Annotated in this window: 13 protein-coding genes; 8 read left to right on the top strand and 5 right to left on the bottom strand. The window is 56.4% G+C overall.

Going from position 1 to position 15,156, the window contains the following annotated elements; translation table 11 throughout:
* Window positions 1-2 precede the first annotated feature (2 nt).
* The gene (locus AC0V6Q_RS13370) at window positions 3-1,436 is read left to right on the top strand and encodes an efflux transporter outer membrane subunit (RefSeq protein ID WP_486168872.1); all 1,434 of its coding nucleotides are present in this window, start codon (window positions 3-5) and stop codon (window positions 1,434-1,436) included.
* Here AC0V6Q_RS13370 and AC0V6Q_RS13365 read toward each other — a convergent pair.
* Together AC0V6Q_RS13365 and AC0V6Q_RS13360 are read right to left on the bottom strand one after the other, a co-directional pair.
* Window positions 1,433-1,885, bottom strand: coding sequence for a MaoC family dehydratase (locus AC0V6Q_RS13365; protein ID WP_486168871.1), 453 nt, complete (start codon window positions 1,883-1,885; stop codon window positions 1,433-1,435). The genes AC0V6Q_RS13370 and AC0V6Q_RS13365 overlap by 4 nt on opposite strands.
* A 3-nt stretch (window positions 1,886-1,888) precedes the next feature.
* Entirely contained in the window at window positions 1,889-2,968 is a 1,080-nt protein-coding gene (locus AC0V6Q_RS13360; protein ID WP_486168870.1) for a CaiB/BaiF CoA transferase family protein, read from the bottom strand.
* 355 nt (window positions 2,969-3,323) lie between these two features.
* Between AC0V6Q_RS13360 and AC0V6Q_RS13355 the strand changes: the two genes are divergently transcribed.
* Both AC0V6Q_RS13355 and AC0V6Q_RS13350 read left to right on the top strand, forming a co-directional pair.
* Window positions 3,324-3,782 (top strand): glucuronosyltransferase, encoded by a 459-nt coding sequence (locus AC0V6Q_RS13355; protein WP_486168869.1) that lies wholly within the window; start codon window positions 3,324-3,326, stop codon window positions 3,780-3,782.
* A complete protein-coding gene (locus tag AC0V6Q_RS13350) occupies window positions 3,779-4,261 on the top strand; it encodes a glycosyltransferase (protein WP_486168868.1) in 483 nt (160 codons plus the stop codon). Before AC0V6Q_RS13355 ends, AC0V6Q_RS13350 begins: the two co-directional genes overlap by 4 nt.
* A gap of 13 nt (window positions 4,262-4,274) precedes the next feature.
* Here the strand turns inward: AC0V6Q_RS13350 and AC0V6Q_RS13345 are convergent, their stop codons facing one another.
* Entirely contained in the window at window positions 4,275-4,829 is a 555-nt protein-coding gene (locus AC0V6Q_RS13345) for a hypothetical protein (protein ID WP_486168867.1), read from the bottom strand.
* A gap of 279 nt (window positions 4,830-5,108) precedes the next feature.
* Here AC0V6Q_RS13345 and AC0V6Q_RS13340 point away from each other — a divergent pair, with 279 nt between their 5' ends.
* The 3 genes from AC0V6Q_RS13340 to AC0V6Q_RS13330 all read left to right on the top strand — a co-directional run bounded on the left by AC0V6Q_RS13340 (window position 5,109) and on the right by AC0V6Q_RS13330 (window position 9,287).
* Window positions 5,109-5,831, top strand: a complete 723-nt coding sequence (locus AC0V6Q_RS13340; RefSeq protein WP_486168866.1) for a polysaccharide biosynthesis/export family protein — start codon at window positions 5,109-5,111, stop codon at window positions 5,829-5,831.
* A gap of 6 nt (window positions 5,832-5,837) precedes the next feature.
* Window positions 5,838-8,042, top strand: a complete 2,205-nt coding sequence (locus tag AC0V6Q_RS13335) for a GumC family protein (protein WP_486168865.1) — start codon at window positions 5,838-5,840, stop codon at window positions 8,040-8,042.
* Between the two features lie 72 nt (window positions 8,043-8,114).
* Window positions 8,115-9,287, top strand: coding sequence for a glycosyltransferase (locus tag AC0V6Q_RS13330; RefSeq protein ID WP_486168864.1), 1,173 nt, complete (start codon window positions 8,115-8,117; stop codon window positions 9,285-9,287).
* Between the two features lie 14 nt (window positions 9,288-9,301).
* Here AC0V6Q_RS13330 and AC0V6Q_RS13325 read toward each other — a convergent pair whose 3' ends face one another.
* Complete coding sequence (locus tag AC0V6Q_RS13325) at window positions 9,302-10,246, bottom strand: glycosyltransferase family 2 protein (protein WP_486168863.1); 945 nt, start codon at window positions 10,244-10,246, stop codon at window positions 9,302-9,304.
* A 192-nt stretch (window positions 10,247-10,438) separates the two neighbouring features.
* Between AC0V6Q_RS13325 and AC0V6Q_RS13320 the strand changes: the two genes are divergently transcribed.
* Both AC0V6Q_RS13320 and AC0V6Q_RS13315 read left to right on the top strand, forming a co-directional pair.
* Window positions 10,439-10,705: a spike base protein, RCAP_Rcc01079 family gene (locus tag AC0V6Q_RS13320; RefSeq protein ID WP_486168862.1), complete on the top strand. Its 267-nt coding sequence runs from the start codon at window positions 10,439-10,441 to the stop codon at window positions 10,703-10,705.
* The gene (locus AC0V6Q_RS13315; RefSeq protein WP_486168861.1) at window positions 10,705-13,668 is read left to right on the top strand and encodes a hypothetical protein; all 2,964 of its coding nucleotides are present in this window, start codon (window positions 10,705-10,707) and stop codon (window positions 13,666-13,668) included. The genes AC0V6Q_RS13320 and AC0V6Q_RS13315 overlap by 1 nt, the downstream gene beginning before the upstream one ends.
* Window positions 13,669-13,685: 17 nt before the next feature.
* Here the strand turns inward: AC0V6Q_RS13315 and AC0V6Q_RS13310 are convergent, their stop codons facing one another.
* A complete protein-coding gene (locus AC0V6Q_RS13310; RefSeq protein WP_486168860.1) occupies window positions 13,686-15,146 on the bottom strand; it encodes an oligosaccharide flippase family protein in 1,461 nt (486 codons plus the stop codon).
* Between the last annotated feature and the right edge of the window lie 10 nt (window positions 15,147-15,156).

Below are 15,156 nucleotides of genomic sequence, written 5' to 3'. Positions count from 1 at the left end.
AGATGCCATCCCTCTCCTCCCGTTTGATACTTGCAGGGGCGGTTGTGAGCCTTTCGGCTTGCGTCGCAGGGCCACCGCCAAAAATTGCGACGCCAACTCCTGAACTGCCCCAGACATTTGCGCTTGCCGCTGATCCGGAGGCGAACGCGAGCCTGGCCGAGATGTTGCCGCAGGATGATCCGGCATTTGCAGCGCTAAGACAAACCGCTTTGGAAAGCTCGCCAAGCCTTGCAGAAGCGATAGCGCGAGTGGACGCGGCACGCGCCGGCGCAAGGCGCGCAGGCGCAGAGCGCCTTCCCAATGTTGGCGTCGATGGCAACGTTGCAAACAACCGCATTAACCCCAGTCAATTCGGCTCTGACAACCCTTTTGCGCAGGCGATTGACCCCACCCAAACCTCCTATGGCGCAAACCTGACGGCGAGCTGGGATGTGGACCTTTTTGGCCGCCTTCGCGCACAAGAACGTGCAGCGATTGCACGGATCGACGGGGCGAGTGCTTCTGCTGCTGCGGTACGGCTTGCAATCGTCTCTGAAATCGCAGCCAGCGTGGTCGATTGGCGCACGCTAGAGGCTCGAACCACGGCGATTGAAAGCGATGTTGCCGCTGCGACCCGCCTTGCTGACCTTGCCAAGGTTCGCGAAGATGCTGGGATTGCGCCGGGCTTTGACAGGGTTCGTGCCGAAGCGCAGGCAAGCGCATCGCGCTCTCGGCTGGCAGCCCTCGACAGCGAAAGGGCGCGCCTCATCGGCAGGCTGGTTACTTTGACAGGTTCGAACGCCGCCGATGTGCTCGCCGCGCTTTCCGCGCCAGCGCCACGGTTCGGCGACTATTCAGCGCCCGCCACTTTGCCATCAGAGCTTTTGACCAACCGGCCAGACGTTGTCGCGGCCGCCGCCGAATTGGCCGCAACGGATGCCGATCTCGCCGCCACTGCGCGGGCCCGCTTCCCGCGCCTGACGCTTTCAGGCGTGCTTGGCCTGTTGTCTTTCAGCCCGGGCAGCTTTTTTGACGAAGATTCGATTGTGCGCACCCTCACCGCTGGTGTCGCAGCACCGCTGCTCGATTTCGGGCGTATTTCGGCGGAAATCGACGGAGCGGCAGCAAACAAGAAAATCGCGTTTCAGGCCTATCGCGGCGCGGTTTATCAGGCATTGGGCGACGCAGAAGCTGCCTATGGGCTTGTCTCGGCCGCTGATGAGCAAGCCGCCTTGGCCGCGCAGGAACGCAGCGAGCTTGAGCGCGCTGCAAAGCTTGCCGATGATCGCTATCGCGCAGGGCTTGCAAGCTTTCTCGAAGTGCTCGAAGCGCGCCGTGCAGCAGACACCAGCGGTGAACGTGCCGCCGCCGCCTTTGGCGCAGCGCAGCGCGCGCGCATCGTGCTTTGGCAGGCATTGGGCGGCGATGCGTCTAACGCAGGTGACGAAGCCGCCTAAGCGTCGCTCTTTTTAAGAAGCGCTGAGCGTTCGCAGCGGCACACCACTTCATCGCGCTGATTGATCAGCTCGTGAATGAATGTGACCACCCCTGTTTCAGGGCGTGATTTGCTGGGGCGCAGCTCCTTGATCTCACTCTCCGCGCGCAGGGTGTCGCCGATAAACACCGGCTTTGGCGTCACCACTTTATCAAAGCCCAGATTGGCGACCAGCGTGCCAAGCGTCGTGTCACCCACGGACAGGCCCACAAGCAGCGAAAAGGTGAAAGTCGAATTCACCAGAATCTGCCCGAACCCGCTCTCCTTGGCCGCCTCCACATCAAGGTGCAGTGGCTGTGGGTTGTGGGTCATGGTTGAGAACAGGAGATTGTCCGTCTCTGTCACCGTACGCCGGATTTCGTGGGTGATCCGCTCGCCCACTTCCCACTCGTCAAAGAATTTGCCTGCCATGGATCAGCCCTCACCAAGCCAGCTTTTGACGACGCTTGCGCCATTGTCATCGCTGGAGCGAACGGCTCCCGGCGTACGGCTAAAGCGCGGAGCCGGCGCGGGGTGGGTTTCGCCCTCATGCTCGACATAGGTTCCACGCGCTTTCATGTGCGGATGGTTTGGCGCATCATCAAGGCCGACGACCGGGCCATAGCAAACGTCTGTGCCTTCTAGGATTTCATTCCATTCAGCCTGCGTCTTCGTCTTGAACAAAGCGGTGAGCTTTTCGGCATAATCGACCCAGTTTGCCGGGTTCATCTGGCCGTCTGCAAGGTCGGTCGCACCTGTGCGCTGGAGCAGTTCTGCGTAGAATTGCGGCTCGATTGATCCCAACGAGATTTCCTTCCCGTCTGCGCATTCATAGCATTGATAGAAATGCGCGCCCCCGCCCAGCATTCCTGTGCCGCGCTCATTTGTGCGGATCATGCCGTGTTTCTGGCCGAAGAAAAAGCTCATCAGGCTGGTGACGCCATCGACAATCGCCGCGTCAACGACCTGCCCCCTGCCGGAGCGTTCCCGCTCATACAGCGCGGCCATAATGCCAAAGGCGCAATACATCGAACCCCCGCCAAAATCACCGATCAGGTTTTGCGGCGGAATGGGCAGATCGCCTTTCTTGCCGACCGCATCCAATGCGCCGGTGATCGCGATGTAATTGATGTCGTGCCCCGCAGCTTTGGCAAGCGGACCATCCTGACCCCAGCCGGTCATACGCGCATAAACAAGGCGCGGGTTTGCTTCGAGCAATTCATCTGGGCCAAGGCCCAGCCGCTCCATCACGCCCGGTCGCAAACCTTCGATAAGGACGTCGGCTTTACTGGCGGCATTGCGACAAAAGGCAACGCCTTCCTCGCTCTTCAAATCGACCATGACACGGTGGCGCGCGCGTTCAACCACTGGGTTCATCACCGCGCCGCCGGGCCGGTCAATGCGCACCACTTCGGCACCAAGGTCAGCCAGAAGCATTCCCACGTGCGGGCCCGGGCCAATCCCGGCAAATTCCATCACTTTCAAACCAGCAAGCGGGCCTTGAGGTGTAGCCATTGTCAGTGTTTCTTCCCTGTCTGTTTTGGTTTGTCAGCGTGTGTGCCGATATGCAGCGTCCAGAGCAAGCTTTCCTACTGACAGGGCGTTTGGCATGTTGTCATTAGAAGGTTTGGCAAAAAGAGATTTTCGCGTTCTTCTTGCAAAGTGTCTCATAGAGTTTGGCGCTCAAGTCATTGAATACATGAGAATATTGGAATTAGATATTGGATGCTATGAGACACATGTGTCTCATAGGGTTAATTTTGGAGGCACTATCCCGGCGCCAAATCTTGGAAGTTGTGAAGCGCGCATGGGACGGTTAGGGCGATCGGAGTAACGCAACAGATCACTTCAAATGAACGGCAAAACTCACATGACAAATACCAGCCGCAAGGTGCTAGCGGTTGCCTCTGGCGGCGGGCATTGGGAACAGCTCATGCTGCTTCGCGATACGCTGGACAATTATGATGTGCGCTTTGCAACGACCGATCCTTTGATCGCTAAGCAGCGCGGCATCGCGGACGCCGAGACTTTGCCCGATTGCAACCAGAACACGCCGTTAAAAGCGATCCATTGCGCGTTGGTCGCGATTAAGATCATTCTCAAGCATCGCCCGGACATTGTGCTCTCAACCGGAGCAGCACCGGGGTACTTCTGTCTGTTGGCTGGCCGGTTGATTGGTGCACGCACGCTTTGGATCGACAGCGTTGCCAATGGCGAGCAGCTTTCGATGTGCGGCAAGCTTTCAAAACGCACCGCGCACGAATGCCTGACCCAATGGGAGCATCTGGCCGATGGCGATGCGGTGAAATATCGTGGAGCGGTGCTGTGATCCTTGTGACAGTAGGCATGCAGCTTGGCTTTGACCGGTTGATCGAGGCGGTCGATAAGCTTGCGCCCGATCTGGGCATGGAAGTGATCGCGCAAACCGGCAAAGGCACATACCAACCCAAGAACATGGAAGCGCGCGAAAGCATCGCGCCAGCCGAGTTTGAAAGCCTGGTCCAAAAGAGCCACTTGATCATTGCCCACGCCGGCATTGGCACGGTCCTTACAGCGCAGCGTCTATCCAAACCGATTTTGTTGTTTCCCCGGCGTTTTGACCACGGGGAACATCGCAACGATCACCAGGTTGCCACCGCCCGCAATCTGCAAGGGCGGTCAGGTTTGCTGATTGCGATGGATGAAAGCGAACTTGCAGCAAAGATCGGAGAAGGGTTGGCGCTAACATCTGCACCGGCGCAAATGTCACCCACGGCAAAACAGCTTCGCGGCGCTATCGCCGGATTTATCGAAACAGGAGAGCTTTAGCGGGCGGGATCGCTCAAGCGCGTTGCTTGCGACTTCCTCTGACGACACTGACATAGAATAAAGCAGCGCCCAAGACGGCCAGACTTGATCCGATATCGCCGATCCAATTGAGCTTGAGCGGCCCGTTCAAAAGGCGATCAAGCGCATGGAGCGAAACGATCCGCATCATCATTGTTGCGAGCATCACACCGCAAGCCCCGATTGCGGCAGCAACCGCAATGTTGCGGCGGCCGGAAACTCTCTGTGATGTCCAATAAACCGCAAGCATGGCACAGCTCGCGCAAAGAATAATAGTAATCGCGATAACCGGCCCTTGGAAAGACCGGCGATCAGCCAAGAGGTTTTGCGCCTCAAGCATATCTCTCATGCCCTCGCGCAGTCCCTCTTCAACGTCGAAAAGTCGCAATACGATAAGGACCACAAAATAAAGCGCAATCAGGCCCCAGGCTTTGAAATGCCATGGCTGTTGACGTTTGCTTCGGGCTTCGCGCCCGGCTCTGAACGATGCACCGGCAACCACAGCGTAAAGCACGCAAGCAACAAGACTTAAGACAGAAAGATCGGTCAACACCGGCAACATCCCGAGAATTCACAGTCATCCGAAGTTAGCGAAGGTCCATGCAGATAAGCAATGACAAGGTTTTGCATTTGCCACGATCATAGAAGGTTAACGATACCGCAAATAAGAGGCAAAGGAGTGATCGGAACAGTATCGCACACTCTGTGAAGTGCACGTCCCGAAATAGGACGAGGGCTTTCTGAATGGGGCTCGAGGCGTGCGCAAAGCAGTTGCGCTAGGGTCATGCCCCCTCTAAGAGAGGGACGAAAATGGGGTAAAAGGTAGGGTATGAATATCTCAAAACATTTTGGTGCAGTGATTGCAATGGCCGCCTTCGGCGTAACCGCATGTGCTTCGACGCCTGCACCCATCGTTGGGGCGGCGGTTTCGCAGCCGCGTGCTGATTTGGGCCAAGGGATCTATTCCCAAGCACGCCCTGCGACATACGCATTGCGCCCTTCTGACCAGATTTCGGTCAATGTTTTCCGCGAGCCTGACTTGTCTTTGGCCGAGGTGATGGTCGGTGTTGACGGATCGGTTTCACTCCCGCTTCTGGGCACTATTCCTGCCGCCGGCATGACCACGCGCGAGCTTGAACAGGATGTTGCAAAGCGCCTTCTCGCAGCGGGCCTTCGCACACCGATGGTCAGCGTGAATATCGCCAACTATGCGTCACACCTTGTGACGGTGGAAGGTTCGGTGGAAGATCCGGGCGTTTATGCGTTCCAGCCCGGCTCGCGCCTTTCATCTGCGATTGCCATGGGAGGCGGTCCAACCCGAACCGCCAATACACAGCAAGTCGCGGTCTTTCGCGAGAGCCCCGACGGTGTGATGATCGCTCTGTTCGACTACAGCCAGATGCGCCAAGGCACTATGCTTGACCCGGTTCTGGCTCCTGGCGACCGTGTTGTCATGGGCACGGACGGCCTGTCTGTCTTCTACCAAGACGTGTTGCAAACACTCCCGGCTCTTGGCGTGTTCGCCACTGTCGCGGTTCAAAGCGGCAACTAAACAGCCATGAACGACCGTTCGCTAATGCAGGCCCCTGGCCAAGATCCGCGTCAGGGGTGGGTTGACGCATATATGCCCGATGGGCAGCAGGTCGGCCAGTTTGAGGCACCTCGCCCGCTGCTCGACCTCTCGACGATCCGCGGCATGCTCTATCGACAGCGCTGGCTGCTGGCAGGCGTTGTGGTGGCATCGCTCATCGCCGGCCTTGTCATCACGCTGCTGTCTACACCCATGTATGAAGCGCGCTCGACCGTACGGGTTGAGCCTTACGGTCAATACATCGTTGAAGGCCAAGACGTTGAAGCTGGTATTGCCAGCAACCAGGTTTTCGACTTTCTTCAAACGCAGCTTGCGGTCATCAAATCGCGCAACCTTGCGACGACCGTTGCGCAGAACCTCAATCTGGGTGAGCGTTCGGCATTGCTCGGCGCGGATTTTGACGCCTCGCGTCCACCCAACATGAGCGATGAGCAATGGCTGCAAACCAAGAATGAAGCAGCAGCTGGCAGGCTTCAACAGGAGGTCACTGCATCGATCCCTGACGACAATTGGATCATCACGATCAGCTACCGCTCGTCAGACCCGGTCCTGGCCGCTGAACTGGCTAACGGGTATGCAGACGCCTTCGCGGACTCAGACACGCGCAGCTCTATCGAGTCAAACGAGTATGCGCAGGAATATCTGCTTGATCAGATCAATCTGATCCGCGCGCGTTTGGAAGAGGCTGAAGAGGCTACCAATAACTATGCCCGCGGCGCTCAGATAATTCTTCAACCGGGCGAAGGCGAAGGTGCCGCCCCGACGACACTTACGAGCACCAATCTATCATCTGCCAACGCCCGTTTCTCGGCGGCGCGTGCGGACCGGATTGCAGCAGAGCAGAAGTGGCGTGCCATCGAAAACGCTCCAGCTGACCAGCTTCCCGCAGTTCAAACCAATTCGGTTTTGCAGGGTCTGGTTTCGGATAAGATTTCGAAAGAAGGCGAACTCATTGAGCTGCGTCAGCGCTACAATGACGAGTTTCCGCAAATCCAGAATCTGCTGCAACAGATCGCTATCCTCGATCGCCAGATCGCTGACCGTGGCAATGCAATTAAGGCCTCTATCCGCAACGATTACATCGTGGCGCGCAATCAAGAGCAGGCGCTTCAGGCAGAGCTCAACAATTTGACCGGCGCCACTTTAAGCGAGCAGGATGATCAGGTTCAATTGAGCGTTCTTGAGCGCGAGGCGGAGGCCTTGAGAGGCCAGCTTGAATCGCTTTTGACGCGCTACAACCAGGTAACTTCCGCTGCCAATGTCGATGCAGGCGCATTCAACAAGCTTGATGCCGCTGTGGTTCCATCCACGCCTTACGCGCCCAGCCTGTCTGTCAATCTGACCATGGCTTTGGTTGCCGGTATTGCATTGGCTGGCGGTCTTGCTCTCTTGCGGGAAACCTTTGATGATCGCATCCGGTCACTGGAAGAAGTCGAAGACAAGCTTGGTCTGCCGCTATTTGGGCAAACGCCCTATGTGGATGAGCGCGACATCGAAGTCTTTGGCAATGATTTCAGCACGCTTATGGAATCCTATGCCTCGATCCGATCGAGCATCGACTTTTCACTCTCGCGAGAGCGCAATGTGCTGCAATTCACCAGCACAGAGGCTTCAGAGGGTAAGTCAACCACGGCCGTCATCCTTGCTGAATTGTTCGCCCGCATGGGCCGCAAGACCCTGTTGATTGACGCTGATTTGCGCCGTCCAACGATTGCAAAGCTCCTCGATATCGAGAAGCCGAAAGTGGGCCTCGTCGAAGTTCTGCTTGGCCACGTCAAACTTGAAGACGCGATAATCAAAGGGGTTCACGACAACCTCGATATTCTAGCGATTGCAGAGATCCCTGCGAGCCCGACAGAGTTGCTGGCAGAGTCCTACGTTGGTGAGCTGATCGCCAAGCACCGCAACGATTATTCGCTGATCATCTTCGATTCGAGCCCTGTTATGGGCCTCGCGGATGCGCCAATGCTTTCACGCGTCGTCGATGGGACGATCTTCGTCATGGAAGCCAACCGCATTTCATTCGGTAAAGCGAAAACAGCCAAGCGGCGTTTGCAGGCCAGCGGCGCAAAAATGCTCGGCGTAGTGCTCACCAAATATCGTGCGCTCGAAGCCGGGCAGGATTACAGCTATCAATATAGCTATTACCAATATGGCGGGACCAAGGAGTAGCGAGGGGGCGTGACACGTCATGCTCTTTCGCATTGACCCTGACCAGATGCATCGCTGCCTCAAGCTCGACAAATGACCAGCCGGATTCTTCACGTTAGTGGCGATTTTCCCGATCCGATCGAGCCGTTCAAAACCCCCGTCATCAAGAGCTTCCTTGACCTAACCTCGGCAAGCTTTGACCACGAGGTAATTTCGATTAACCGCCATAGTCCGGGAGCCCAAGGGCTAGTCTCGGCGGTGTTTAATCCGACGGCACAGGTAACAAGCCAGCAGCCGTTCGAGGCTGGCACAGCCCTTCGATACACAGCGCCTGGGCGAGGCATATTTCATCGGACCATGCTGGAGCGGCTGGGCAAGCACATAGCAGCCATCATCGCTGCGAGAGGCGCCCCGGTGGATTTACTGGTCGGGCACAAGCTCACCATTGAAGGCATCGCGGTCGAAAAAGCATCCGAGATCACCGGTATCCCTTACGCTCTCACCATTCAGGGCAACACCGATCGAAGGATTTTGAAGGCTCGTCCGGACCTGCGCGGAGTGTTCCGGTCAATCTATAAAAATGCCAGCTCGGTGTGCACCTTCACCCCCATTGCCAGAGATGCAATCGAGGGCATGCTGGGCAAACGAAGGGATGGCATTACGCTGATCCCCTGCCCTACTGAGCTCGATAGTATCGTGCCGCCCAAGGTTACAAATGGCGATGTGATTTCTGTGTTCCATTTGAAGAACCACGCGGTGAAAAACCTTGATGGGCTTGTCAAAGCAGCCTCAAAGCTCGGCGGCGAAGCACGCTGTCGCAAGATCGCAATCTTGGGCGGTGGGAACGAGGAAGAGCTGGCCCATTGTCAGCAGATGATTACAAGCGCCCCGCATGTCCGTTTGGAAGGGCCAGTAGCCCGCACATCTATGCAAGCCAGAATGAACGAGGCCTGCGCTCTAGTTGTGCCTTCAAGAGCCGAGTCTTTTGGGCTTGTATTTGTCGAAGCTCTTTTTGCAGGTCTTCCCATCATCTATCCCAAAGGCACCGCAATCGACGGGTATTTCGATGGCCTGCCGTTTGCTCAAGGAGTTGACGCCGGGTCACCGCATTCGATCGCAAAGGCGATAGAGCGAGCCATCAAAGACGAGCGCTCAATGAAGGCAGCGCTAGCCCAATGGCAGCAGTCAGGCGCAGCAGATTTCTTTACCCGTGATGCAGTTGCGAAGGGGTACACATCCGTTCTTGAAGGTGCCCTGGCCGGCTAAACGCAGCCAAGCGCCTAATAGCCTTGCATCCATTCCTTGCGGGCATCCCAGATTTTCGCCCATTCAGCGGCAGATTCTGAGTCGCCCGAAAGGCGCGATTGAATGATCGAGGCAAGCCTTCGGTTAGCGATCCAGAACCACATCAGCATGCGCCCCAAAGGAGCGAGGGCTGCAGGCCAATGATCGTCAATCAAACTCACTTTGGCGCGCATAAGCTTGATCTGCTTCTGGCTCCTCAGCTTTGTTGAAGCCCCGACCAGATGCATAATCTGCGCATCCGGCGTCACCATTGGGGAATAACCAAGTTTGGCAGCGCGAAGACACATGTCCGCCTCTTCGCCGTACATGAAATACTTGCTGTCAAATCCGCCTAACCGGTTCCACAAATCGCGTTTCAAAAGAAAGAAGCAGCCGACAACAATATCAACCTCGCGAACGCTGTCGCGCTTCCATCCGCCAATCGCTTCGGGGTTCCAAAATGGTGAGTTCGGAAACATCCGGCTGAGGCCAAATGCGCTGCAAAAAAGGCTCCAAGGAGAAGACTTTTTCCAACACGAAGCAGGGTTGAGCGAGCCGTCAGGGTAGACCGTTCTTCCCCCAACGATCCCTGCTTTGGGATTGGCTTTGCCAAAGCGCAGGAGGTTCTCGATCGCTTTTGGATGGGTTTCTGTATCGGGGTTTAGTAGAAGCAACCAGTCCGTCTGTGCCCCGGCTGCAACGCGGTTGTTGGCTTCGGCGAAACCGATATTGTCGTCATGGGCGATCAACTCAACTTGCGGGAATTTTTCTGCAACCGCTTCAGCTGAGCCGTCGGCGGACGCATTGTCCCAAACAACGACGTGCATCTGAACATCGCCAGCGTTCTCGAGCAAAGTCTCAATCGCCTTCAGTGTCAGTTCGCGCGTGTTCCAGCTGACGATAATGATCGTGACTTCGGCGCTTTGGGGTGGAGCGAGCATTGTTCGGAATAGAGCCTGTTTGCAGGGGTGAGTGAGGATCGTTACGGTCAACCACTACGCAATGGATGGCAAACAGTCACGGGCAAACAAGTCAATTCGATGGGTTTTATTGAGGCCAACCAGACAAGAAACGAAGACTTTCCTACATCAAATGTTCTTCTTATGTTCTTTCCGAATCCAAGGAGAATAGAAATGCCTCAAGACCCCTTCTCAACTACCGACAGCGTCACATCCCCTTCGCGCGACTGGTTCGATATTGTGCCCGATGACAATTCGGACCTCAATTTCGTACCAAAGGCCATTTTTGTTGGCACAGGCGGCGATCTTGTTGTTTCCAGCACTCACACGAACACCGAGGTGATCTTCCGAAATATTCCAAGCGGGTCTGTCCTGGACATTAGGCCCGCTGCGGTGCGGGAAACGGGTACCACAGCAGCGGACCTGGTGGGTCTGATCTGATGGTGGGGTTCGGTTTTGGAACCGGCTTTGGCAATGAGTTTTCAAGGTATGCGCCTTTTGCAGGTGGGCAGCCGGTCAACCAGAGTCTGAGGCCAGGTAGCAATTGGGACGGCGCGCCCTCCAGCGGCTTTGCGAGTGTTCCGACCGATCCGGCGCGCACCACTGCAAAGCCTGTTTGTCGGCTGCTCACTCCTCCTCATCAAACTGTGCGGATCGCAAATGTGATCGGCGTGTTTGCTGCGGCCAACAATGAAGGCTCGTTGATCCCCAATCTTGGCATGTCGCACGTGGATTTTCACTGCGAAGGCAATGTGCTTCGCGTGGACAGCCCGACATTTCGCACGTTCGAGCGCGCAGACGGATCTACCTATGACATGCTGGGCTGGTGGATTACTCTAAGCCGGCCCTCGGGCGAAGAAGGCATTGCGCAGGTTTATGCCGAAGCTGTGCCGAGTGACACATCAATGCAGCCCAGAATTTCTGGTCCGTTCAACTATGTGATGGCATCGAAAACATTCGATTATGATGTGACAGTTGCCGCCAGCGGCGGAGCGGACTTCCTCACTATGGAAGACGCATTCACACACCTCAGAGCCCAGGACGCGCAGCACCCCCGGGTCAGGGTTCTGGAGGGCGGCGACTATGAACTGGGCAATACCAGCCGCCATTCACCGGCAGGATGGTGCAGGATTGAGGCCGATGCACCGGTGACATTTCTGCAGTCCCCACCGGCGCTGGAAGGGGATTTCACCCGCATGCGGCCAGGGATGGAGAGCCTTCACTTCAAAGGCCCCGAAATCACAATCGACTTTGTCGAGACCTTGGAGTTCTATACCGAACTTGAAGGCGGCGAACATTGGCTTGATGGCATTCACATCGTTCAAAGCAGGGGCCGCGAAGACCTTTGGCGAAAGGGCCCGCGAAACATCATTCCCAGCCTCTTCCGCAATGGCGCGTGGTTCACAGACTGTGTCGTTACCGATGTAAATGATGTCTTCGACAAAGCTCGACTGGTGCGCGGTTGCAGAACTTCGGCAACCTGGGCGGATTTGGCGCAAGATGCACTTTGCTTTGTCGCGAACGAGGTCGAGGACCATTCAAGTGCATTTTACTACACAAATGTTGAGGCACTGAGCATTGCCTATTCAGGGTCGGGAATACCGACAGTATCAATTCGCAATTCGCCAAGAAGGCTCGTTTTACGGGTCGATGGCGTGGATGAGGCAAGCTTTGTTTTCGATGGCAGCGAGCAGGGTTTCAGAAATGACACCAACTACCGCATCGCCAGCTCCGTCGATTGGGTCAATGCGCAGACAGATTGGTCCGCAACGCTGCTTGATGACACGAGGGCGGGCATCTCCCTCTCCCCGCCGGGAACCACGAATGGAGGCGCACAAGAGGACATTGCAGTCCCCACGACACTGCCGACCCACTTCGACATTCACTCGGATATCTACCAGCTGCCGATCTTGCCTGACTTCCGCGAGAATATGGTCTTTGCTTTCAATCGCCTGTGGAAGATCGATGCACAGAACATCTTCATTCAGGACCGTCCCGGTGTGCTCGACAGCATGGTCATCGGCAATGCCCTCTACAACAATCTTGGCACGCCGGACGAGGGGCTACAGTCTGACCTTGGCGGCATGATCAGCCACGGGGTATTTGCTCATAACACCATGGCGACACAGCGCGCCCTGATCCCGTCTGATGGTCAAGGGGGTGATATATACTCGCTTGTCGCCAACAATGTGATCCTGCGCCTAACCGTTCGGAATAGTGACCCGATCCCGCCTGAACTGACGGTGAGAAACAATCACGTCGTGCAAGATGTCGGGCTTCCCTCTGGACTTGAAGGCACATCAAGTGGCGGTGACAGCACGACCCTCTTCACAGATGTGATCAACGGTGACTTTGCGCCTGCAGGTGATCTGCTCGTCAACGGAGTAGCACCTTGTCTTGCGAATGACCTTCTTGCCGCGGAGTTTCCACAAACGGCGAGTAAAGGGGCACTTGCGGCTGTGGCGAGCGTCAACACAGGCGACCCACTGCCATCTTGGAGCACCGCCCCATCTATCACTGGTCTCGCAGAAGTCGGCCAAACTCTGTCAGGTGATGATGGCGTTGTCGAAGATGGGACGGTCAACGACCGAGTTTGGCTTCGCAATGGGCTTGCAATCCCCGGTACAGTCGACCCTTCCTATACTCTGTCTAACGAGGACGAAGGAACACTTATCGCTTACGCTGTCGAAGCCACCGGTCCAGGAGGAGTGAACTTTGCCGTTAGCGATGAAGTAGGCCCTATCGCAGCAGCGCCGGGACCAGGCGATGAACTTGTCTTCGTTGATAGCATTCAGGCTGGAGGTTCAGGAGGTTCCGCCTCTGCAACAGGGCTTACCGCAACTGGCAACGACAGACACATCTTTGCCATGGTCGGTGCAGGCACGAGCGACGCGGTCAACGACATCAACTGCATGATAACCGGATCTGGCGGCACAACCATGATGACCCGGGTTTTCTTCAGCGGCACCCAAAACTCAAATCCAGCAAGCTCTCTCGAAGCGTTTGCCGGCTTTGTGATTGATGAAGCGAACCTGCCAGGCGATGGACCTTATAATCTTGTCGCGAATGCAAGCGGAGCAAACGTTCCGGACAAAGTGGGAATTGTCGCAGGCTCTGTGGCCAATGCCCCTTCAGCGCCCATCATTGCCTTCGATCGTTCGCCCAGTGTGACCGCGACCGCTGTGGCTGATGGCACCCTTGCGCTTGTTGGCCTTGGTTCAAGCACTGCAACAAGCAGCGCGTCAGTGTCGGGAGCTACACAGGTCGAAAACCTCTTCACCTATGGTGACGGCATTCAGCTTGGCTGGACCATGACGGACACAGGACCTGTGACAGTCAGTAACTCGGTCAGCGCCCGAAGTGTCAGCGCGATTGTCTTGTTTGCACCTAGCGAAGCAACTTGACCGGCACACATTTGAGTTCATGCGCCATGATCATTGGGCCTCAGCCGCTTTCGGCTTTGCTCGATGATCATGGCGCGTAGCTCGGCTGGGACAACGAGCACCGCTCCAAGAAGCGTAAGCGACCCGACAACAACTCCTGCGGCCAACTTCAAACCTGGTTCAGGCAAAAGACCAACGGTCGCGATTGCCACCAAAAGGCCCATCGTTCCGGGGATTTGGGTGACCCAGAACCGGCGACTTCCAAAACCTGAATTGGCCACAAGGAAAAGCGCTTCAAAGGTACGCCTGAAAAGAAAGGCACCCACGACTCCCATCAACCCGTAGGTGTTGGCGCAGTACAACAGCAGCCCAAGGTAGGGCAGGATCGTGGCGAGCTGAAACTTTGCTACAAAGGCGCCCCTGTCCTGCGACTGCAGGAACACCGCCATGGTTTGCACGATTGCCGTCACATAGAAAGCGCACAAAAGCCACGTTCCAACTTCGACCGAGCGAGGGTCCAGTTTGTCGCCAAGCCAAAGCTCCAAAAGCGGCTCAATGAGGTAGATCAACCCCACGATCATCGGCGCGAAACACGCCGACATCACAATGGAATAATAGAGCGCCATTTTTTGCGCCTTCACGCCCGCCGAAACCGCAAGGCGCGGAAATAGAACTTTGACAAGTGACTGCGGGATCAGTTGGAGGCGGCTGACGACCTGAAACGGGATTGTGTAAGCAGCTACTGCAATCGCACCCAATTGCGCACCAATGACCATCCGGTCCAAGGTCAACAGCAACGGGGCAACAATTGCGGTTGCCATAATCCAGAACCCGAACTTCAAAAGAGCACGGGACCGATACCAGCTCACGCGAGCCTGCTTTCCACGCAGTTGCGAGCGCCACAAGTCGAGCAGCAGGAAGGTCAATCCCAGGCAATAGGCTGTGAGACTTGCCCACAAGAGGACGACCATAGTCGCCCCGAACATGTGCGCGTAGACCAATGCCAGAAGCGGCAAGCCCCCATTGCACACCATCATTGCAAAAGAGGCGCTGGGAAAACGCTCCTTCCCGACCAATGCACCGTACACTGCGCGCGAAACACCGCTTATAAAGCTGGAGGCACCGATGAGCCAGATCGATGCGACAAGCTCCTGCTTGACTGTCTCGCTCACTTCGAAAAACTGCCCGAAGAAGACGAAGGCCACAACGCTCGCCAGGATGGCGGTTGCAGGGCTGACAACCAAGGCCGTCGCGAGACCTGTGACCATTGTATCGCGGGCCGTTTGATGATCATCCTCAGCGCGCGCCACCGCATGGGTGATAGCTGTGCCGACCCCATCGAGGATATGCGCGGAATAGATCAGGATGAGCCAGCACAGTGCAAGCGCGCCATATCTCTCAGCTCCGATTATCCCGAGAAGAAACGGCAGCGTAACCACCGTCACCAAAACAGGTACGATGCTCCCTGCGAGTGAGAAAAGGCTGTTTCGAGCTAGCATAACGAGCGAC

Source organism: Erythrobacter sp. S227 (assembly GCF_057364925.1).
Note: the sequence above shows the minus strand (reverse complement) of the source record. Positions and strands in the feature narration are given on the sequence as shown.